21 protein-coding genes are annotated in these 19,342 nt (G+C 34.6%); 8 read left to right on the top strand and 13 right to left on the bottom strand.

The features are described from left to right. Positions 1 to 913: 913 nt before the first annotated feature. Positions 914 to 1,396 carry a hypothetical protein gene (locus SporoP8_RS12355; RefSeq protein WP_085132779.1) on the top strand — a complete coding sequence of 161 codons (483 nt, stop codon included), beginning with the start codon at positions 914 to 916 and terminating at the stop codon, positions 1,394 to 1,396. Positions 1,397 to 1,438: 42 nt separating this feature from the next. After that, entirely contained in the window at positions 1,439 to 1,738 is a 300-nt protein-coding gene (locus tag SporoP8_RS12350; protein ID WP_198166013.1) for a conserved phage C-terminal domain-containing protein, read from the top strand. Positions 1,739 to 1,960: 222 nt separating this feature from the next. On the opposite strand, the gene SporoP8_RS12345 is transcribed toward SporoP8_RS12350, so the two are convergent. Together SporoP8_RS12345 and SporoP8_RS12340 are read right to left on the bottom strand one after the other, a co-directional pair. Then, entirely contained in the window at positions 1,961 to 2,347 is a 387-nt protein-coding gene (locus SporoP8_RS12345) for an HsmA family protein (protein WP_085132777.1), read from the bottom strand. A 291-nt stretch (positions 2,348 to 2,638) separates the two neighbouring features. Then, positions 2,639 to 4,021, bottom strand: a complete 1,383-nt coding sequence (locus tag SporoP8_RS12340; RefSeq protein WP_085132776.1) for an aspartate aminotransferase family protein — start codon at positions 4,019 to 4,021, stop codon at positions 2,639 to 2,641. 252 nt (positions 4,022 to 4,273) lie between these two features. Between SporoP8_RS12340 and glnH the strand changes: the two genes are divergently transcribed. The 6 genes from glnH (at position 4,274) to SporoP8_RS12310 (ending at position 8,818) form a co-directional block, all read left to right on the top strand. After that, positions 4,274 to 5,080, top strand: a complete 807-nt coding sequence (glnH, locus tag SporoP8_RS12335; RefSeq protein WP_085132775.1) for a glutamine ABC transporter substrate-binding protein GlnH — start codon at positions 4,274 to 4,276, stop codon at positions 5,078 to 5,080. Positions 5,081 to 5,154: 74 nt separating this feature from the next. Beyond that, on the top strand, positions 5,155 to 5,823 hold the full coding sequence (locus SporoP8_RS12330) for an amino acid ABC transporter permease (protein WP_085132774.1): 669 nt from the start codon (positions 5,155 to 5,157) through the stop codon (positions 5,821 to 5,823). Further along, positions 5,820 to 6,542: an amino acid ABC transporter ATP-binding protein gene (locus tag SporoP8_RS12325; protein ID WP_085132773.1), complete on the top strand. Its 723-nt coding sequence runs from the start codon at positions 5,820 to 5,822 to the stop codon at positions 6,540 to 6,542. Before SporoP8_RS12330 ends, SporoP8_RS12325 begins: the two co-directional genes overlap by 4 nt. A gap of 35 nt (positions 6,543 to 6,577) precedes the next feature. Next, positions 6,578 to 7,366, top strand: coding sequence for a nitrilase-related carbon-nitrogen hydrolase (locus tag SporoP8_RS12320; protein ID WP_232319260.1), 789 nt, complete (start codon positions 6,578 to 6,580; stop codon positions 7,364 to 7,366). 26 nt (positions 7,367 to 7,392) lie between these two features. Further along, on the top strand, positions 7,393 to 8,265 hold the full coding sequence (locus SporoP8_RS12315) for a MurR/RpiR family transcriptional regulator (RefSeq protein ID WP_085132771.1): 873 nt from the start codon (positions 7,393 to 7,395) through the stop codon (positions 8,263 to 8,265). 271 nt (positions 8,266 to 8,536) lie between these two features. After that, entirely contained in the window at positions 8,537 to 8,818 is a 282-nt protein-coding gene (locus tag SporoP8_RS12310; RefSeq protein ID WP_198166012.1) for a BCCT family transporter, read from the top strand. A gap of 68 nt (positions 8,819 to 8,886) precedes the next feature. Here the strand turns inward: SporoP8_RS12310 and SporoP8_RS12305 are convergent, their stop codons facing one another. From SporoP8_RS12305 to SporoP8_RS12260, 11 genes are all read right to left on the bottom strand, one after another. After that, the gene (locus SporoP8_RS12305; RefSeq protein WP_085132769.1) at positions 8,887 to 9,108 is read right to left on the bottom strand and encodes a hypothetical protein; all 222 of its coding nucleotides are present in this window, start codon (positions 9,106 to 9,108) and stop codon (positions 8,887 to 8,889) included. Further along, positions 9,059 to 9,802 carry a DNA sulfur modification protein DndB gene (locus SporoP8_RS12300; RefSeq protein ID WP_085132768.1) on the bottom strand — a complete coding sequence of 248 codons (744 nt, stop codon included), beginning with the start codon at positions 9,800 to 9,802 and terminating at the stop codon, positions 9,059 to 9,061. Before SporoP8_RS12300 ends, SporoP8_RS12305 begins: the two co-directional genes overlap by 50 nt. After that, on the bottom strand, positions 9,789 to 10,550 hold the full coding sequence (locus SporoP8_RS12295) for a DNA sulfur modification protein DndB (protein WP_269747677.1): 762 nt from the start codon (positions 10,548 to 10,550) through the stop codon (positions 9,789 to 9,791). Before SporoP8_RS12295 ends, SporoP8_RS12300 begins: the two co-directional genes overlap by 14 nt. Beyond that, positions 10,504 to 10,872, bottom strand: coding sequence for a DNA sulfur modification protein DndB (locus tag SporoP8_RS16905; protein WP_269747676.1), 369 nt, complete (start codon positions 10,870 to 10,872; stop codon positions 10,504 to 10,506). The genes SporoP8_RS12295 and SporoP8_RS16905 overlap by 47 nt, the downstream gene beginning before the upstream one ends. A 268-nt stretch (positions 10,873 to 11,140) precedes the next feature. Beyond that, positions 11,141 to 11,362 carry a hypothetical protein gene (locus SporoP8_RS16570; protein ID WP_157111261.1) on the bottom strand — a complete coding sequence of 74 codons (222 nt, stop codon included), beginning with the start codon at positions 11,360 to 11,362 and terminating at the stop codon, positions 11,141 to 11,143. Positions 11,363 to 11,715: 353 nt separating this feature from the next. Next, the gene (locus SporoP8_RS12285; RefSeq protein WP_085132766.1) at positions 11,716 to 13,824 is read right to left on the bottom strand and encodes a bi-domain-containing oxidoreductase; all 2,109 of its coding nucleotides are present in this window, start codon (positions 13,822 to 13,824) and stop codon (positions 11,716 to 11,718) included. Positions 13,825 to 13,828: 4 nt separating this feature from the next. After that, entirely contained in the window at positions 13,829 to 14,596 is a 768-nt protein-coding gene (locus SporoP8_RS12280) for a lipid II flippase MurJ (RefSeq protein WP_157111260.1), read from the bottom strand. A 53-nt stretch (positions 14,597 to 14,649) separates the two neighbouring features. Further along, entirely contained in the window at positions 14,650 to 15,240 is a 591-nt protein-coding gene (locus SporoP8_RS12275; protein ID WP_085132764.1) for a hypothetical protein, read from the bottom strand. A 3-nt stretch (positions 15,241 to 15,243) separates the two neighbouring features. After that, positions 15,244 to 15,756 (bottom strand): acyltransferase, encoded by a 513-nt coding sequence (locus SporoP8_RS16900; RefSeq protein ID WP_085132763.1) that lies wholly within the window; start codon positions 15,754 to 15,756, stop codon positions 15,244 to 15,246. 6 nt (positions 15,757 to 15,762) lie between these two features. Beyond that, a complete protein-coding gene (locus SporoP8_RS12265; protein ID WP_085132762.1) occupies positions 15,763 to 17,037 on the bottom strand; it encodes a hypothetical protein in 1,275 nt (424 codons plus the stop codon). A 1,045-nt stretch (positions 17,038 to 18,082) separates the two neighbouring features. Further along, on the bottom strand, positions 18,083 to 19,312 hold the full coding sequence (locus tag SporoP8_RS12260) for a nucleotide sugar dehydrogenase (protein WP_085132761.1): 1,230 nt from the start codon (positions 19,310 to 19,312) through the stop codon (positions 18,083 to 18,085). Between the last annotated feature and the right edge of the window lie 30 nt (positions 19,313 to 19,342).

The following is a 19,342-nucleotide window of genomic DNA, read 5'->3' as shown; positions in this document are numbered from 1 at the left end:
ATTAGGTAGACGTTATTGGGTACTTCAACGACATGCGAGAGACAAAAATTGGGGGCTGGCGCGAAAGAAATATTCAATTTCTCTTACGTGTTCGAAAGACGTTTCTTGTAGAATTCATCAGAGTTTATAAATCTACTCTTCCCCATTTGAAGCGAAATGATTTAGTTTCGATATTGACACGAAAAGAAATTTGTAGATATATAGAATTAGTGGACGAAGAAGGAACCACGTTCCACTTACTCACAAACCGGATTGACTTAAGTGAAAGTGAGATATTAGAGACATATAAGAATCGTTGATATATCGAATTATTTTTCAAATGGATTAAGCAGCATTTGAAAGTACGTCACGTGTTTAGCCATTCACCAAAAGGCATTTGGAATCAAATGTTTATCACGCTGATCACGTTCGCATTGATTGAAATTAATGCGATTAATTCAACAACAGCGTAAATCAATTTGGGATTTTCTTCGGATGATATGCCATTATGTTTTTCTACCAATCAGTTAGTTACTAAAGTCTTGTAATCAGCGTCTGAAGAAAAGTAAAGGACGGCAAAAGCTCCCTGAATGTATTCCCATCACGATTAAATTTGGAGAGAACTACGGCATTTTTTTGCCCAAGACTAAAGATATTTTTTGAACAAAAAAATATTTCCAAAAAAACAAGCTATTATTAAATAACTAATTTTTATATATGTTAATCATCAAAAAGCGTCAACACCGAATCTTTGGAGTTGACGCTTTTTCTTTAATTTATATGGGAATGGTCTTTCCCCTATTAAATTACCCGAATTGCGTGGGAACCTGGTACTCGCAAAAAACAAGTATCCTTTTCAAGAAAACTCTCTATATAGAGCATAAGAAGTACAAAATGAGTACTCAATCACACTGATCTCTAGGGGGACAATGATATGAAATTACTAATAAACGAAGATCCGATCCCATTATTACCGTCACTGGCCATGAAAGTTGGATTAAACGCCGCGCTATTCCTACAACAACTGCACTACCGCTTGAACATTTCAAAAAATATACGGGATGGTCATAAGTGGGTGTTCAATACGTACGACGACTGGATGGAAGAATTTCCGTTTTGGTCGTTGAATACGATCAAACGGATTACGTATGACTTGGAACAAAAAGGTTATTTGATTTCCACTTCGAAGCATAATAAGATGAAAATCGACAATACGAAATGGTATCGAATCGATTACGAACAGCTACCTTTTTCCTATAAGCCAAATGAGATACCGGCTAACCCAACATGGGACGCGACACCACCCCAACATGAGACGACTGCCAACCCACAATTGGACGCCGTGCCAACTCACACTGAGACGATGGCGTATCCCACTATGGGACGGCCTATTACCAAAGAACTTAAGAATATATAAAATAAACCCATTGTCGAGAAGAATCTCGACGTCGCACATTCTGTGATTCAGTACTTAAATGACAAAACCGGAAAACAGTTCAAACCACAATCCGCGGCCACCCGTAAATTCATCAACGGGCGAATTAAAGAAGGCTATACACAAGAAGATTTCATTCGTGTCATTGATCTAAAGACTAAGCAATGGTTGAACCGCCCTGAATTCAGCGCATTCCTGCGACCTTCCACGTTGTTTAATGCAACGAACTTTGAAAACTATGTCAATGAACTAGTAACGTCTAAGAAACCGAAAAGACACCTACCCGTTGCACCCGTGCTCGACTTCAGCAGAGGTGATGAGTAAGTGTTGTATAGTATTCTAGTGGATAAGTGTTACCCGAATTGTGTGGGAATTGTGTGGGGACCTGGCACCGTATCGAGTGTTACCCGAATTGTCCGGGAATTGTGTGGGGACCTGGTACTGTATCGAGAGTTACCCGAATTGTACGGGAATTGTGTGGGGACCTGGTACTGTATCGAGTGTTACCCGAATTGTGTGGGAATTGTGTGGGGACCTGGCACCGATTCAAATTACCCCAATCCCAAGCAAAATACCTAGCACAAATGAAATAACCCAAAGCGTCCATACACCTAAACTAAACTTGTGAAATTGGTGCTTCGCTTTTTCATCGCCTTTGTTATAGACCCAAATCGCCCATACCAAGTGAAAAGCCATTAATACAAGTGCGGCACCACCCGTAATTTGATGAAGTCCGAATGTCGAACCACCATCTTGCGTAGCAATTCGGTTCATAAGCGTAGTGCCGATCGTATCGAATATCAGCCCACCTACAAAGAATATTAGATGTTTAAATTGAATCGTACCACTGATTTTCTCACCGAATACGCCAATACTATATAAAATGAGAGCGACTACCATTGCAGACGATGCAACCATTAATAATGTACTCATGTTCTTCATCTCCATTCATTCTGTATAGTTATATCCTATATGGCGAATATGAACAGAAGATAAACTATTTCGAAATATTGAAACTATATTTTCAACTCTATCTAATTGCCAAGTAATTGTGTGAGAATTGTGTGGGGACCTGGTACCCTGGCTGTTTCATTATAGAAAACACTTTTAATATGAACACAGCCGCCACTTTAAAAATGGCGACTGCGTTTAATATATGTTGAATTGTAGAAAAGGCATATGCGTAAAAAACAGCCATACATGCATTCGATCCGAAATGACATATTAAAATAACTTATTCAACGTTAGTTTAAACGCTTCCAACGTCTTGTCAATTTCTTTCATTCCATGAACGGTAGATAGACTATAACGATTGAGAGGCTTTGTATAAACTCCCTTAGTTAATAAGTGATAATCAATTTCCTTTCGTAATGCGAAATTAGATTCTTGTAAATCTCGATAATTATGAACGTTCTCTTTCTCTGTAATAATAATATTGAAGATTGACCCCATACCTATCGTTTGTACATTAATTCCTTTTTGTGAAAACAAGTCACAAATTCCGGATTTTAATTGTTCTGTACTTTTGAAAACATGTTGAATTTCTTCTTCAAGCACATCAATCGTCGCCAAACCGGCCGCAAGAATAGTAGGATGTCCATTGTAAGTACCACTATGGAATAGCACATCTTTTGCTCCCGATTTTTTGCTTTGACTATTATCGAAAACATCTGAAGCTGCCGTAGGTGCGCTCATTTCCATTATTTCTTTCTTCCCGCCGATAATTCCTACTGGGAACCCTCCACCAACAACTTTCCCCAACGTTGTCAAATCGGGTGTAATACCGTAAATCTCCTGTGCTCCACCCAGTCCCAAACGAAAGCCTGTCTTTACTTCATCAAATATTAGAAGAATGCCTAGTTTCTCAGTAATTACTCGCAAACCATCCATAAATTCCTGTTCAGCAGGAATGAATCCACCCTGTATCGGCTCTAAAATAACAGCCGCGATTTCATCTTTATGTTTCGTTAAAATTTCTGTTGTTGCTTCCAAGTCATTAAAAGGCAATATAACAGTATGTTCCTTGTGATAAGGATCTACACCTTTTGACTCCGCAATAGCATTCGGTCTCTTTGCCGGTCCCGCTTCGTTAACGGAAGGATTCACACTAAGTAAAACCTGATCATACCCTCCGTGGTAGTGACCTTCAAATTTCGCAATTTTATACTTTTCTGTATAAGCATATGCCATCCGTATGGAAAGTAAAGTTGCTTCTGTTCCTGAATTCGTATAGCGCATCTTTTCAATACTTGGATACAATTCTTTAATCTTCTGCCCCATTTTGACTTCCAAATGGTGTGGGGTGCCAAATAGTAACGTTCCCTCTTCTTCAAGCTGGTTACGAATTCCTTCTAATACTTTAGGATGTCCGTGACCTGTCATCAATGCACCATAGGATAGAAGATAATCTATATATTCGTTTCCATCCAAGTCTGTCAGGTATGCGCCAGAACCTTTTTTCATTATAAGTGGGTACGGTTCAAAAAATTTAATATTCGCAGTGACACCTCCTGGCATAACTTCCTTTGAGGTTTTCGAAAACTCCAACGACTTAGGGGTCATTTTTTTATACTCTTCAATTCCGGAAAGAACTTTATTTTGCGACATAGTTTTCACCCTTTTAGAATTTTTTATTTCATTTTTTATATAAATGAAATATTTATTTCAACTATACATAACCCAATGCATATTGTAAACAAATAAAAAGATTATTTTAACTATTTATTATAAAGAGTTTTATTAATATATTGTCAATATGAAATAAATAATTTTTACGTTCTGTTTTATGAAATAAACATTGCACATTAAGCGGGATTAGAATATTATGAATACTACAACTAATTTGGAGGAGGAAATGAAATGCAAAAAAGAACTTTTATAAATGTAATAGCAGGTACAGCATTAGCTAGCAGCTTACTATTGTTTGGCTGTAGTTCAGACAAAAGCTCTTCAGAAACATCAGCAAAAGAACCATCAGAAAAAAAGGTATTGATAGTAGGGACAGACACTAGTTACGTACCTTTTGAGTTTTTAGATCAAGAATCAGGTGAGTACGTTGGATTTGATATCGACTTATTGAAAGCGGTTTCAGAAGAAGCTGGATTTGAATATGAACTTAAACCGATGGATTTCACAGGTATTATTCCCGCACTTCAAACGAAAAATTTAGACTTAGCTATCGCTGGAATTACTATAAAACCAGAACGTGAAGCGATTATTGACTTCAGCGCACCGTATTATGATGCGGGAACTGCTATTCTTGTCAGAGAAGATGAAACCGAAATACAAAGTGTAGCCGATTTAAAAGGTAAAGTTGTTGCCACAAAACAAGGAACATCCAGCTATGATTATGCATCTGAAATTGAAGGACTAAAAGACTTAGTACCCTTCCCCAACATAGACCAAGCCTATATGGAACTTGAAAAAGGTTCTGCAGATGCTGTCATTTTCGATTTACCAAACATTCAATATTACATTAAAACGAATGGACAAGGTAAAGTGAAAACAATAGGTGATTTACTTGAAGGTCAATCATTCGGAATTGCAATGCCTAAAGGAAGTGAACTAAAGGAAGATGTTGATAACGCTTTAACAACATTGATGGAAAATGGAAAGTATGAAGAATTGTATAAAGAATGGTTTGGAGAAGCACCACCTAAAAAATAAGATCGACCAATAGAGAGTATATAGTTACTTCTACATTACGTTTATACAAAGTTAGTTGAAAGGAGTGATAGTTTATGAATACTGGTTTCACACTGGACTGGTCATTTGCAATTGAAGCTTTGCCTTTTTTACTTAAAGGAATGAAATATACCGTCCTCATTGCAATTGTCGGTATTTTGATTGGTTTCATCATTGGTATAGTCGTTGGATTAGGGAGGCTTTCCAAAAGTAAAATCCTCTTTAGTTTATCCACTGTCTATGTAGAAATTATACGTGGAACCCCAATCATGGTTCAGGCACTTTATATTTATTTTGCATTACCGTTGATGTTGGGCATTAAAATTGACCCACTTGTAGCTGGTGTCGTAACTATCGCACTGAACGCAGGTGCATATATTGCAGAAATAGTTCGTGGAGCAGTTGAAGGTGTAGATAATGGACAAATAGAAGCTGGAAGATCCCTTGGTCTTACAAAACTTCAAACTTTATACCGGATTACATGGCCACAGGCATTTAGACGAATGATTCCGCCATTAGGCAATCAGTTCATCATTAGTCTCAAAGATACATCTTTACTAACAGTAATTGGAGTAGGTGAACTTACGCGTCAGGGAACGATTGTAGTTTCTTCTAACTTCCGTGCCGTTGAAGTGTATACTGCAGTTGCAGTTTTATACTTAGTGCTCACTCTCTCCATTTCAATAGGTTTACGTTTTGTTGAAAGGAGGTTGCATGTTAAATGATACAAGTGAATGATTTACATAAATACTACGGTGAATTAGAAGTATTGAAGGGTATTTCATGCGATATTAAACCTAAAGAGGTAATTTCAATAATCGGACCATCCGGCTCTGGAAAAAGTACTTTTCTTCGTTGTTTGAATTTATTAGAGGAAGTTACATCAGGTGAAATTCTGATCGAAGAGGTTTCTCTAACTGATAAAAAAACAAATATTAATAAAATACGCAGTGAGGTGGGCATGGTGTTTCAACAATTCAACCTCTTCCCCCACATGACCGTTATTGAAAATATCATATTAGCTCCCATGATCGTTAGTAAAAAAAACAAGGCAGATGCCCATGAAAATGCTATAAAACTACTTGAAAAAGTGGGTCTTGCCAACAAAGCAAATGTATACCCTGAGAAACTTTCCGGTGGTCAAAAACAGCGTGTCGCGATTGCACGCAGTCTTGCAATGAATCCGAAAATCATGTTGTTCGATGAACCGACTTCAGCCTTAGATCCCGAATTGGTAGGCGAAGTATTAGAAGTGATGAAAGATTTAGCTAAAAGTGGAATGACTATGGTGGTTGTAACACATGAAATGGATTTTGCCCGTGACGTATGTGATCGTGTTATATTTTTCGACCAGGGTATCATTATGGAGCAAGGTCCTCCTGAAAAGATATTCACTAATCCTGAAAATGAACGAACAAAATCTTTTTTACGTAAAGTGTTATAATATAATAGAAAAAGGAAGTGTTTGGATTGGTTAAAGTGGCTGCCCTGCAAATGCATTCAAAGCCCAATCTTAGGGAGGAAAATATAACTCAAGCAATGGCTATGATTTCCGAAGCTGCAAGCCAAGGAGCAAAGCTCATTGTATTGCCCGAACTATGGATAAGCGGCTATTATTTATCAACAGAAGAATTTACTGCTTTTGCTGAAACACCTCAAGGTAAGACAATATCTCTTTTCCAGGAAGCAGCAGCAGAACATAACGTCTTACTCGTCGTTCCATTCGTGGAAAAAGAAGGCGGTAATATTTACATTTCCACCGCTGTAATTGAGAATACAGGCGAATTATTAACCACCTACAGAAAGTCCTTCCTCTGGGGAAGAGAAAAGAACCATTTCGCAGCAGGTGAACGAAAATACAATGTTATTCACACATCTATTGGCAATATCGGTATTCTAATCTGTGCAGATATTGAGTTCCCTGAGCCAAGTCGGATTTTAGCTTTACAAGGAACACAACTTATTATTTGCCCTTCTGTCTGGAGTATTCCAGCACAATCTAGATGGGATATCCAATTACCAGCTCGTGCATTAGATAACACAGTGTTTGTACTTGGTGTAAATACAGTCCACGAAGGTAGCTGTGGTAAAAGTAAGCTCGTCGCACCAAATGGAAAAGTCCTAACTGAATCGCCTTCTGACGAGGAACACATCCTGATTTATGATATGGACCTTTCCCTCATCAGTCAAACGAGAAGTGTTGTCCCATATCTCGATGACTTGGATCGCAGCTTACTACCAGGCAAGGATGCAATCGTTAATTACTAAAATACAGCTCAAGGATTTGAACGAGTATGAACAAAACAAATGTTTTTCAACATGTCGCTGAAAATATTACTCAGTTAAGCAAATCGCACAGAAAAATTGCGAACTATATATTAAAAAACGTTAATACTGTACCCTTCTTCAATGTAGCAGAATTGGCTGCAAAAGCTAGCGTAAGTGAAGCTACTGTTGTGAGGTTTGCCACAGCATTGGACTACTCAGGCTATCCGGAATTGCAAAAGCAAATGCAAAACTCCATCAAGGAACAACTAACTACAACCGAACGGCTTAAGATGTCTTCCAATGTGTATGACGATAAAGAGCAGGCAATCTATGACATTTTCAATGACGATATTAATAATATAAGGGCGTCTCTAGAGTCTTTAGACATTAAATCCTTTCATAAAGCTGCCGATCTTCTTCTTAATGCAAATAAAATCTATATTTCTGCAAATAGAAGTACGGCTTCACTTGGAATATTCTTGCACTATTATTTAAATATCATTCTGGATAACTCTGAAATACTGGGTTCGTTTGAAATTATTCCTGAACAACTTCATTCACTCACTAGCAAAGATGTTGTGGTCGGGATAAGTTTTTCACGTTATTCCAGCAGTACAATTAACACTATTGCGTTTGCAAAAGAGATGGGAGCCAGTACTATTGCGATTACAGATAACCTGTTGTCACCCCTTCTACCCTATTCGGATATTACATTGACTGCTTCCAGTGATATGCCATCGTTCATCGATTCTTTCACAGCACCTTTAAGCTTGATTAATGCTCTAATTGTCTATTTAGGTAAAGAACGTGAAGAGAATGTTGAACAACGGCTCAATCAAATGGAAGACATCTGGAGTAAGTTCGGAGTCTTTTATAAAAGAGATTTGTCGAATGATTAACATGAGCGCAGGAATAAACAAGAACGTACAAAGGTTTGGTGTACAGGCATCTTGAAACTACTTAATTACTTAGTGCGAATGTACAAATTCTTAGTAAAGCAAAAAGAGTCTTCTGATGATGAGTTTCTCAGTCATCAGAAGACTTTTCTTTTTGCAACTCATTAAGTGCATACATGAGCCATTTCGTTTCCATAAGCTCAGGTATAGGGCCTTTGCAAATAATGCGCTGAATATGTTTATATTACTTAAATAACTGCCATTTACGATGTTTATGAGTATCATAAACATTATTTTATTTGCTTTGCTCTTCATTACGAATACAGAGACAGTTACATTTGTATTGGCAATACTGAGCAAAAATGGAGACTTGTATCCCGACAAAAAAGTTAAAGCAACGTGGGGAATTTATATGGCCATAGTGATAAGTCTTCTACTAGTAACAGGCGATTTGTCCATTATTCTAACGTTGGCGATCATCACCTTGTTCCCACTAACTATATGTGGCAACATGGTACCTACTTTTACTGCCAGTATCGACAAACCTTCCAAGTAGACTAGCAATCAAAAAAGCCCATGTCCATGAAGACATAGGCTGAACATAGTTTAGTTTATTTACCAATCTTAGAACCGAATATCTGCAAAACCTGTGAAATCTACGTCTACAGGAATAGAATTCTCCACCATTAAGTCACGTAATGCAGTTAATGTAATGGATACATCAACATCTAATAGCTCTTCATCGTCATAGTCAGCTTTTAAAGAAGGGACATTCCTAACAACATATAAGCTATCCTCAATTTGCCAATGAATGTCTTTCTTTAGCACAGTTGTTTCCCGGTCCATTGACTGAACCTCCCTGTTTATGATTAGCAATCTTTCCGCTTACTACTTTACCTGTCAAAAAATAGCCAACCAATCGTCTCAATTGCGACAACGAAACTAAATTCGTATTACGCGGTCTCATTACGGCAGCCTTTTCCAGCTCCACTCCCGATTTTCGAAGCAACTGATGGCTCTTAAGTAGCCTATTCGTAAGCGAGTTCACTTCATTACGCGAGTCGTAAGAAATCCGCTTAGACAAAGACACCTTTTTTCCTTTTGTGTTGAGATTTATGTATAGCTGATCCATTTCTTTTGGCGACAGCCCTTCAAACACTTGCACTGCTACTTCGATTTGATTCAGCATATAATGTAACGTAAAACCTTTCTTCTGCTCCGCTACATCATCACTATCCGTCATGCGAGAGACTGCCGATTCAAGTTGTGTTAGCGCCTTCATACGCTGCGTACCATCAATTATTATCAATGAATCCGGCCGGCCATCCGCAAGATTTCCTGACTCAATTGCCGCAACAATAGGTGGTAGATAAATTTGTTCTTGAATGACATTGTCGAGTATATACCGTCGAATCATACGAGCCTGCCCCGCATTGACTTCCCTAAGTACCAAACGTTGATCATCCAGCATTTCCGTCAACTCTTTCACCGTATAGATCACCATGGTCTGTCTTTTGGAAAATATCTCATTGACGATCATTCAAACGCTCCCTTTCCTCCCGAATGATCAGCAAAAACTCTAGCATCGTTCGCTTAACCGCTGTCGAATTCGAATGATTCCGCACTTGTTTCGATTGCTTATTGTACATATGATTAAATACAGGATCATCATGTTTCCACGTGCATCTCTTCTTCAACAGTTGCAGTTGCTGAATAGCTTCCATATGCGTCAACGACTGCTCCCGCGTTAGCATATAGACTGTATAAGCAAGCGCTACTTGAACGCCCGTCACGCCACAAGCATAGTTCTTTCGATCCGTCATGCGTTTAGGAAACAGTTGCAACCAAGAGGAAAAGAATGCTTCTGCAATAGCTGGTACATCACTTGCTTTACAACCTTTGTAATATGGATTACCTGTTTTCACAGTTAAGCATCCTTCAAATAACGCAAGTAGACATTTCTTCATCGTGATCAATGAAGTAATAGACGTGTTCGATTCCGTGAGCCGCGAACGCACTTGGTCAATATCTAACAGCGTCTTCATTTGCTCTGCTATAGTCCGCGTCAGCTCAGTATAAGCGTCTCGTTGATCATACAACAACATGAATCCTGGATGCGCTTCTCGTCGTTCAGTATTATAATCTGTAAACAACTGCCGTTCTTCCTGCTGATTCAAATCCAAATAGACTTGCATCGACACAGGATAGCCCGCTAGGATTTGAATGAACTTCCGCGCCTCCTCAGCTTCCGCCTGATTCCCCGTCCAACTGACTAATAGCAGAAGCAATCGCAGACATTCTGTGCTGTGCGTCAAGGACATAAATACTACATCCCGGTTTCAACACGAAACCGCCATCTATTTCTTGTATATTTCCTCGACTAGAAAACACAAATGGTGAAAAGTAAAACAGCTCCCCTTTTTCCAGACTATCCAGTATGAAATCCCGAATATCCCTACGCTTCTTTGGGTCCAACTGCCTTTGCACCTCATGATCAATCTCGAAAATCGCTTCCAGCATGGAAAAGTGTATTTGAGTGCAAAGAACTTCTTTTCCAAACTGTTTATAACTACTACCACTCATCCTGGTAGTAAGCCCCGCATCCAACACGAGTCTTCCTCCCCGTGCCATTTTGATTAGTATAGCGCAAGAATAATACTTAGTCCACAGGATCTTCTAACTAATGGTTTATTTTAATACGAAATTTATTTTTACTACACATTTTTCTTAGCTCTTGACGGAAACTGGATATCGTGATAATTCATATTTTCCTGATATAAAAACAACACTCCACTTCACAGATTTAATCTGTAGAGTGGAGTGTTAGGATATGATACATCTTTCTATTTTCTATTTAATTGAAGCTCATGTTAATGAACTATATAATTGTTTGGGAACCTAGTGCCCTATTACGCGGACGGTCATCGTGTAGTTCAGCATCTTCTTTCGTTCTTCCACTGTTGTCGAAGCGTTTATTACTCGAGCTATATAGCCCTGTCACAACTCTAACTAAGTCTTCATAGTAATGAGCAGTCGTCTCAATTCTTAAGATGACACGCGTTAATCGATACTCTTCACATGTCTGATCAATTCCCCTCATTAAAACCTGAAACCCCGTTTGGGATCCATCAGATTCAAAAGACCCACTTATAGTATCTCCAAAGTTTATACATATCATGGCAGTGTTCACATACTTAGCAGCGTCAATAGCTACCATACAGTAATGGTCAGTCTCTGCGCTTCTCTTTAAGCAACGCCAATTACTGCCGTCTCTTCTCTGAATATGATTTAGTGATGATATCCATTTCCCTATCTCCTCTTTTACTATTGGGGTTGTGTAGGAGGCTCTATGATTGGACCCTCCCATAATCTTAAAATAATGTTTTTTGTGTTTTACCCAATCTATTTCATACAAATAGATATACGGTTTTAAATACTCATTTTTCTATTTTCCTATTCTCTAAGCTGATTAACTATCTTAATCGTAGTTTCAGTTACTTCGTAAATTTCATTTAGCGGGATTGGATGATTACCAGTTTCAATTCCATTTAAAAATGCACTAATACCATTAGCATGACCTTTATCTTGTGAGCGAGTTTTGAATTTAGTGAAATTTCCCCATCCATAGCCTTCTAAGACTTTGAAATTATCCAAAACCAGAATTTTATTTCCTGCAAATACTTCTATTCTTTCTTTTGAAAATGATTTATCACCATTTGCTAAATATAAAATTGTGGCAATAGAACCATCCTCAAAGGATAGTTGAATAGAAACTTTATCCTCTAATTCTTCTTCACCAGGTATATGCATTTTTACTGCTTGGAATTCCCTAATTTTTGAATCTGTTATAAATCTTGCTAAATCAATAAAGTGGCAGCCTTCTCCAATTATTCTTCCACCACCGATATCTAGGTTTTGAATCCAATGATTACTTGGTATTTCACCGGCATTTACTGTAATAATTACTGACTTCGGTTTAGATACAGTAGCTAATAATTCTTTCATTTTTATAATATGTGGAGAAAACCTTCTATTAAATCCAACCATCAAAATACAGGAGGTTTTCACAGCTTTTATTTCATCTAGTTCATCAAGAGTCAAGCATAATGGTTTCTCCACAAAAACATTTTTATTTTCTTCAAGACCTTTTTTCACCAGTTCTGCGTGGCTATCATGTCTTGTAGTAATGAACATGGCATTAATATCTTTATCTTGAATCACATGATTTATGTCAGTAGAAGCTATTTCGAAACCATGCCTTTTCCCTACATGAACACTTGTCATTCCCCCACTACTTACTATAGTATGCTTTCTCAAACTTTGATTATTCATTGCAGGTAATAATGTTTGATTAGTATAGTTGCCCGCTCCAATAACACCTAAAACTATTTTTTCTTGAGAGGCAACTACCTTTTTTTCTAAAATTACAGATTGAGTACTAGTTATATTTTTATTTACATCATACTCTAAAATAATTCCAATAGTATTTTTATCTTCTGTTAAAGCATCATAAGCTTTAATTGCTTCTTTAAATTTATATTTCTTTGTAATTAATGATTCAATATTTATTTTTTTTTGACTCATCATATCTAAAACCGCTTCGAAATTTCTTTGTTCTGTCCATCTAACAAAGCCAATCGGATAGTCATTACCCAAATCCTCATAATTTTCATCGTATCGACCTGGCCCATATGAACAGGATACTTGGAATGACAATTCCTTCTCATAAAATTCGGATCTGTTTAAATTAAGTCCTGTTACACCAACTAATACTATGCGTCCACGTTGTCTAGACATATTCGCGGCTTGCGAAACCGGATCACTACTCTTTGTTGAGGCTGTTATTAATACAGCATCAGCACCATTTCCATTTGTTTTAAGATATACATAATCAACTAAATCTATCCCAGTACCTGTATTAACAGCGTCTACTCCATAAGATTTTGCTATATTCACTTTCTGTTGATCAAAATCAGAAGCGATAACATTACATCCATGAGCCTGTAGTAATTGAACTGTCAGTAACCCGATTAAGCCCAGACCAATAACTACTACTGTTTCACCTAAAGTAGGGTTTATTAATCGAATCCCTTGCAATCCTATTGAAGAAATAACAGTAAATGCAGCTTCTTCATTAGTTACATTATCAGGTATTTTAGAACAAAGATTCTCAGGTACATTAACTACTTCTGCATGAGAACCATTAGAGATAACACGATCGCCAACTTTAAATTTCTTAACATTTTCCCCTACCGCAACTACAACTCCTGCATTACTGTATCCCAGTGGAATTGGTTGATCCAGTTTAGTTTTAACTGCATTATATGTAGGTTGTAATCCATCTGTCTTAACTTTATCCAATACCTGTTTCACTTTTTCCGGTTGCTTTCGCATTTTTTGTAAGTAGTTAGATTTCCCAAAATCCACTAACATTCTTTCCGTTCCAGCTGATACGACAGTATTGTAAGACTGTATTAAAACATAATTACTTTTAATACTTGGTAAAGGACTCGTCACCAATTGAGTTTCGCCAGTTTTCAAGTTTTGCAATAATTGTTTCAAAATATTACCTCCTTAAAATTTTCATTAACAATGTATTTTTTATTAAATATTGCATTATAAAATAAACACCTATCATGATACATATCTCAATAATGATTAATTGATTGATTTGTAAAAATGTATTAATTAGCATAGTTACTATAATTGAAGTTAAAACAGCTATTACAGTTTTTATTAAATCAGGATTAATAGATAATAAGAGACTTTTTTTAAATACTATTACGATACTTGAAATATACGCAATTGGTAATGAATAAGAAAATAGTATAAGGCTTGAATATTGAATTGCAATTAGATTTAATACAATACTAAATGTAATAATCATTAATCCACTATAGTATATTTTAGACCATTTTCTTTGTACAAATACTATTCTTAGTTGTGCAGCAAAAAAAGATAGTGGTATAAGTAGTAGTGAGAATGATTTTAATTGACTCGCAGTAATACTTACACTCTGTTTGCCAAATTCACCGCGTTCAAATAATATACTAATTATGAATTCCGCATAGTTGAACAATATTACAGTAAAAGGTAACATAACAAAAAATATAGCACTTAATAGGTTAATCGCAATTTTATCGAGTTCTTTTTGATCTTTTATTTTAGTCATTGTTGGAAAGAGAACCGATAAGACCGAAAACAAAAAAATAGAAATTGGTAAGTTCATAACTTTATAAGAATAGTTTATTGAAGAAACTAGACCTTCAATATCGAAAGATACAGCAAATATTTTTTGTGCAGAAATGAGTATTTCAATTAATCCGAATCCCATCACTACTGAAACAAAGGAATGAATAAATGAACTAGAATCACCTTTACTAATTATTAAATTTGAATTGAACTTTTTTTAATTATTTTATTAAATAAATATATTATTTGGATTAGTAACCCAATAATTAAACCTACTATTAATAAAAGATAACTTTTCATAAAAAAAGATAACGAAATCACTGTTATATTAACAATAATTTGTATCATCGAAGATATAGAACCTTCATTGAAGGCATTAAAGCTATGAAGATAGTATATTAATAAAACTTGTATTAAAAACAACATTGATATAAAAAAACTTACGGATATTTCAAATAAACTAAATCCACTATAGATTGTTTGACTTATTATAGATATGAAAAATAATAATAATATGGTTCCACAAAAAAACAGCATTTCTTTATATGATATAATCAGTTCTTTTTTTTCGTTTGATAAATACGCTACTAGTATTAATCCAAAAGCTGGAGCTATGGTACTTAAGGAAATATTTGGACCTAGCATCAAAATATTAAAGTGATCTACAATTTCACTTGTACCATAAAAATACGAAATTTGTAGCTCTTTTAGAAAGTTTAATACTTTCACTATTGTTGTAGAAACTAATAACCCAAATATTGTGGCAAACAAAGTCTTGTTTTTCATACTTCACAATCTTTCTTTAATAATTTTCGCCGGTACTCCTCCTACTATAGTAAAGCTAGAAACGGATTTAGTAACCACTGATCCAGCTGCTATTATTGCTCCTTCACCAATATAAACCCCTGGTAATATTATGCAATTCGCACCTATCCATACATCTTTTTCAATTATCACTGCTGAATGAGTATGACCAGAGTAAAAAACCTGCCCTTTATTTATTGGGATACTATGATTAGAACTCAGTATCTTAGTTCCATAACCGATCAAAACTCTATCTCCAATTTCCACACTACCGCCGGTAGTTATTTGAACATCTTTTGCAAAATCAACATTATTTCCTACCTTTAAATTTCTTGGTGGCATTATCCAAACGCCCGGATAGAATATAGTTTCTTTCCCGACCTTATTCCCAAAAAGAACTAAAAATGTCTTCTTAATTTCATTAAAGAGTTTATACCTAGGTAATTTAAAGAGTGTTTCCATAAAAAATTCAATAGTCACTATGATAAAGTTCTTCATTTCAATTCACTCCCTTTTATTTAATTTGGCATAGTCGTAATTTAAGACTAAAGATGCTTTTTGTGAATATATATGATATAAAACAAATATAGAGTTTAAATAAAACCAATAAAAGATAGCAGGATTTGTATTACTTATTGGTACATTTACATTAAAATCTATTAACCATTGAATTATTAAAATTGATATATAATAAAGCAGGTTTACATTTTTATTTTTAAAACTATTGTTTTTTAATACTTTAAAAAACAATATTATAATATTAATAAATACTCCTACAAATACTGATAATAATAATACTCCACCCATGCCCAAAAACTCTAAATATTGATTATGTGCAGAAATACCATCGGTATCTAAGTAAAAACTTCCGAAAAATAGTTTTGTTATATTGAATTCTTGAAAAACTGAAAGCCATATATCTGTTCTCCCACTAAAGTCTTTTACTCTTTCAATATTTTCAAACCTTCCTATAACGATACTAATATCTACTATGTAAATTAGAAAGATTAGAAACAAAGAAATTAATAATATAATATTAATTTTCTGTTTAATATTAAACTTAAAAAACATTGCCACAATTAACATAAAAAAGAAAGAGAGTAACGCGCCTCTAACTTGCAAATTCATTATATACAGTAAATAAATTATAATGTAAATGTAAAAAAACACATTAAACCTTCGCATAATATAAGGTAAACTCATAAATAGAATAGTGTTGACAATAAACGGATAGTAGACATGAGTTTGATATATGTCTATTATACCAAGAGATGGTAGGAGTCCCCTACCAAAACTTTCAAAGCCAATTTGGGAAAAGGAATAAATATAGTTTAAAATTATAATTAAGAAATAGAGAATACCTAATAGCCCAAAAAACTTTTCAATATTTAATCTTTTGATTTCAAATAAATACCAAGAAATAAACATTCCTATAAAACCACTTAACACCTGCATATATTTTATATATATATTTATGTCTGAGTGTAAGATAACACCAATAGATGATATAATGAAACCTATAAATCCAATAATTAAGATATGTGATTTTATTTCAAATGAAATTACTTTTAAGTGCCTTTTTTTAATACTTATAGCTATTATTATAAAAAATAAAATGATTCCCCAAATAAAATATATAGGAAAGACTAGACCGCTATCACCTAAATGTATATAATTAGCTGTTACAAAACTTTTATATAATCCTTTAGGCGTAAAGAAAAGAGGTACAAAAAATAATATATACCAATAATTTTTAAATACATTTATAATTCTATTCATTTATTACCTTCCTATATATATATAATTCCTGCAATATTTCATTTAAAGTAAAATTATAAATTCGAGTCAAATGCAGTAGTAAATTAATAACAATTAAAGAGTTTTATTAAAATTTAGCCCTGCACTAGGTACTTGATAAAACCCAAATATAAAATTTGATAATATGATTTCGAGTTAATTTTCTTAAGTCTTTTCATTGAAGTACCTATGTTATATTAGATCATGATTATTTTAATTGTATAGGGTTGGCCAACGATCTCGTGATTTTAGATGAATAGTGAAAAAATTAGTTTTTTCTTCACATTTTAATTTTTCTTTACTCTCCGACTGTAATGAATTTAATGATCTACTTCGCAATTCCACTTGCCTTTTTTAATATTAATTTCTGAACATTTATAATCCTACCAATTTGTTACATAAGACTAAGAATCTAGCCTTTATATGTTATACCAATTACTGTATAACTTTTCAATATGTCACTCCAGTTCTAAGAGCAGACAGGCATACACATTTACAACTTGCGGACATACCAAATACTCTTTGTTAAAGCTCTTGAGGTTATTAACTTTATTGATGATTAGCACTTATGATAAATGCAATCCCATTATAGCAACAAAATGATAAATACTTGAAACGCATATAAGAAAGGTTTTTCATTCTTGTTCCGTGCTAGTCTATAATCATTTAATGTGAATGATACTGCCTATGATATTTTTAAATTTGCTTGATGCTTACTGCCTTATTCTAATTACGTCTGAATATTACTACGCGATGAAACACAATATAGTTCATAATGGATCTACTTTTACTTATCTTTAGTTGTCATATGATAAAACAAAGAGGCTTTTTAATTATCAGTAATATTTTTAGACTGAAAAATTTCTAATGGTAAAATATATATAGTTCATCATTACCGCTCTTTTATAAGTTGATTAGCATTAACTTATGTTTACCAGATTGAGCTACTTTTTATCTACCACTTTTTTTAATACATTAATCTGTTATTTACTCTTTCTTAAAATAAATCTTTAAAAAAGATGTCGTCTTAAATATAATATAAATTACTGAATTCCACTTCTATGAATACCTTTTTTGTATCTAAAATTAATTTATTTTTCAATCTATCAATATTGCTAATAATATGATCGTGCCCCACCATAACAACAAGAATGTCTATTTCATTTAAAAAGTCTTTGAAATTTACAAATTGATTATCAACTATTCTATCTTTTACAAATGGGTCATACACTTTTACTCCAAAAGCTAAGTGTTCATCCATTCTTTCCAATAATTGAAGAGTTGGACTTTCTCTAGTGTCATCAACATTTTCTTTATATGCTAAGCCATATAGACCTACTTTAGATATATCTTTAATATTATGTTCTCTCATAATATCTCTAATGCGACTTAACACATGTTGCGGCATAGAATCATTTATTTTTCTAGCTGCTAAAATCAGATTTGCTAAACCAGGATAATCCCCTACCAAGAACCAAGGATCGACTGAAATACAATGTCCACCTACGCCTGGACCTGGTTGTAGGATGTTTACACGTGGATGCATATTAGCTATTTTTATTATTTCATAAATATCCATTTCATCCGATCGACAAATTTTTGCTAATTCATTAGCAAAGGCTATATTAACATCTCTAAATGTGTTTTCTACAATTTTAGACATTTCTGCGGATCTAATATCTGTAACAATTATATCTGCATTACAAAACTTTGAATATAATGATTTAACCTCATTACCTATTTCACGGCTATCAGCACCTATTGTTCTAGGATTGTGTTCAAGTTCATAAATCATATTACCCGGGATGATTCTTTCCGGAGCATGAACCAAATGGACATCCACACCAGTCACTAAGTTTCTTTTTTCAATTTCCGGTCTAATATACCGGTCAATTGTGCCTGGTGTAATTGTTGATTCGATTATTATAGTTGCTCCCTTTTCACAAACGTCTAAAACCCCGTTCAAAGCTGAGATAACATACTTAGGATCTAGTTTTTTGCTTTCCTTTATGTAAGGTGTTGGAACAGCCAGAAGATAAGTACTTGTTCTCTGATATTCCGTAGAAAACTCAATTCCATTTTCTTGAGCTTCTTTGAATAGTTTTTCCAAACCATTTTCTTCATATGTAAGTTTTCCTTCTGTTAATGAGTTCACAAGCTGCTTATTATTATCAGTCCCTACTACTTTTACGCCACTTCTTGCAAACATAAGCGCAGTAGGCAATCCAATATATCCAAGTCCTATTACATTAATCATTCGTTTTATTCCCCTTCTAACGTTTTATTT

The organism is Sporosarcina ureae (assembly GCF_002101375.1).
Classification (GTDB): Bacteria; Bacillota; Bacilli; order Bacillales_A; family Planococcaceae; genus Sporosarcina; species Sporosarcina ureae_B.
The sequence above is the reverse complement of the archived record's forward strand: the minus strand, read 5'-3'. Positions and strand labels throughout refer to the sequence as shown.

Bases quoted from the DNA above. Each gene is read 5' to 3' on its own strand.
- SporoP8_RS12315 (WP_085132771.1), top strand. From the start codon at position 7,393: ATGAACAAAACAAATGTTTTTCAACATGTCGCTGAAAATATTACTCAG.
- SporoP8_RS12355 (WP_085132779.1), top strand. From the start codon at position 914: ATGAAATTACTAATAAACGAAGATCCGATCCCATTATTACCGTCACTG.
- SporoP8_RS12265 (WP_085132762.1), bottom strand. From the start codon at position 17,037: ATGAATAGAATTATAAATGTATTTAAAAATTATTGGTATATATTATTT.
- SporoP8_RS12330 (WP_085132774.1), top strand. From the start codon at position 5,155: ATGAATACTGGTTTCACACTGGACTGGTCATTTGCAATTGAAGCTTTG.
- SporoP8_RS12310 (WP_198166012.1), top strand. From the start codon at position 8,537: ATGAGTATCATAAACATTATTTTATTTGCTTTGCTCTTCATTACGAAT.
- SporoP8_RS12345 (WP_085132777.1), bottom strand. From the start codon at position 2,347: ATGAGTACATTATTAATGGTTGCATCGTCTGCAATGGTAGTCGCTCTC.
- SporoP8_RS12275 (WP_085132764.1), bottom strand. From the start codon at position 15,240: ATGAAAAACAAGACTTTGTTTGCCACAATATTTGGGTTATTAGTTTCT.
- SporoP8_RS12260 (WP_085132761.1), bottom strand. From the start codon at position 19,312: ATGATTAATGTAATAGGACTTGGATATATTGGATTGCCTACTGCGCTT.
- SporoP8_RS12305 (WP_085132769.1), bottom strand. From the start codon at position 9,108: ATGGACCGGGAAACAACTGTGCTAAAGAAAGACATTCATTGGCAAATT.
- SporoP8_RS12280 (WP_157111260.1), bottom strand. From the start codon at position 14,596: ATGGGATTCGGATTAATTGAAATACTCATTTCTGCACAAAAAATATTT.
- SporoP8_RS12325 (WP_085132773.1), top strand. From the start codon at position 5,820: ATGATACAAGTGAATGATTTACATAAATACTACGGTGAATTAGAAGTA.
- SporoP8_RS16900 (WP_085132763.1), bottom strand. From the start codon at position 15,756: ATGAAGAACTTTATCATAGTGACTATTGAATTTTTTATGGAAACACTC.
- glnH (WP_085132775.1), top strand. From the start codon at position 4,274: ATGCAAAAAAGAACTTTTATAAATGTAATAGCAGGTACAGCATTAGCT.
- SporoP8_RS12300 (WP_085132768.1), bottom strand. From the start codon at position 9,802: ATGATCGTCAATGAGATATTTTCCAAAAGACAGACCATGGTGATCTAT.
- SporoP8_RS12340 (WP_085132776.1), bottom strand. From the start codon at position 4,021: ATGTCGCAAAATAAAGTTCTTTCCGGAATTGAAGAGTATAAAAAAATG.
- SporoP8_RS16570 (WP_157111261.1), bottom strand. From the start codon at position 11,362: ATGAGGGGAATTGATCAGACATGTGAAGAGTATCGATTAACGCGTGTC.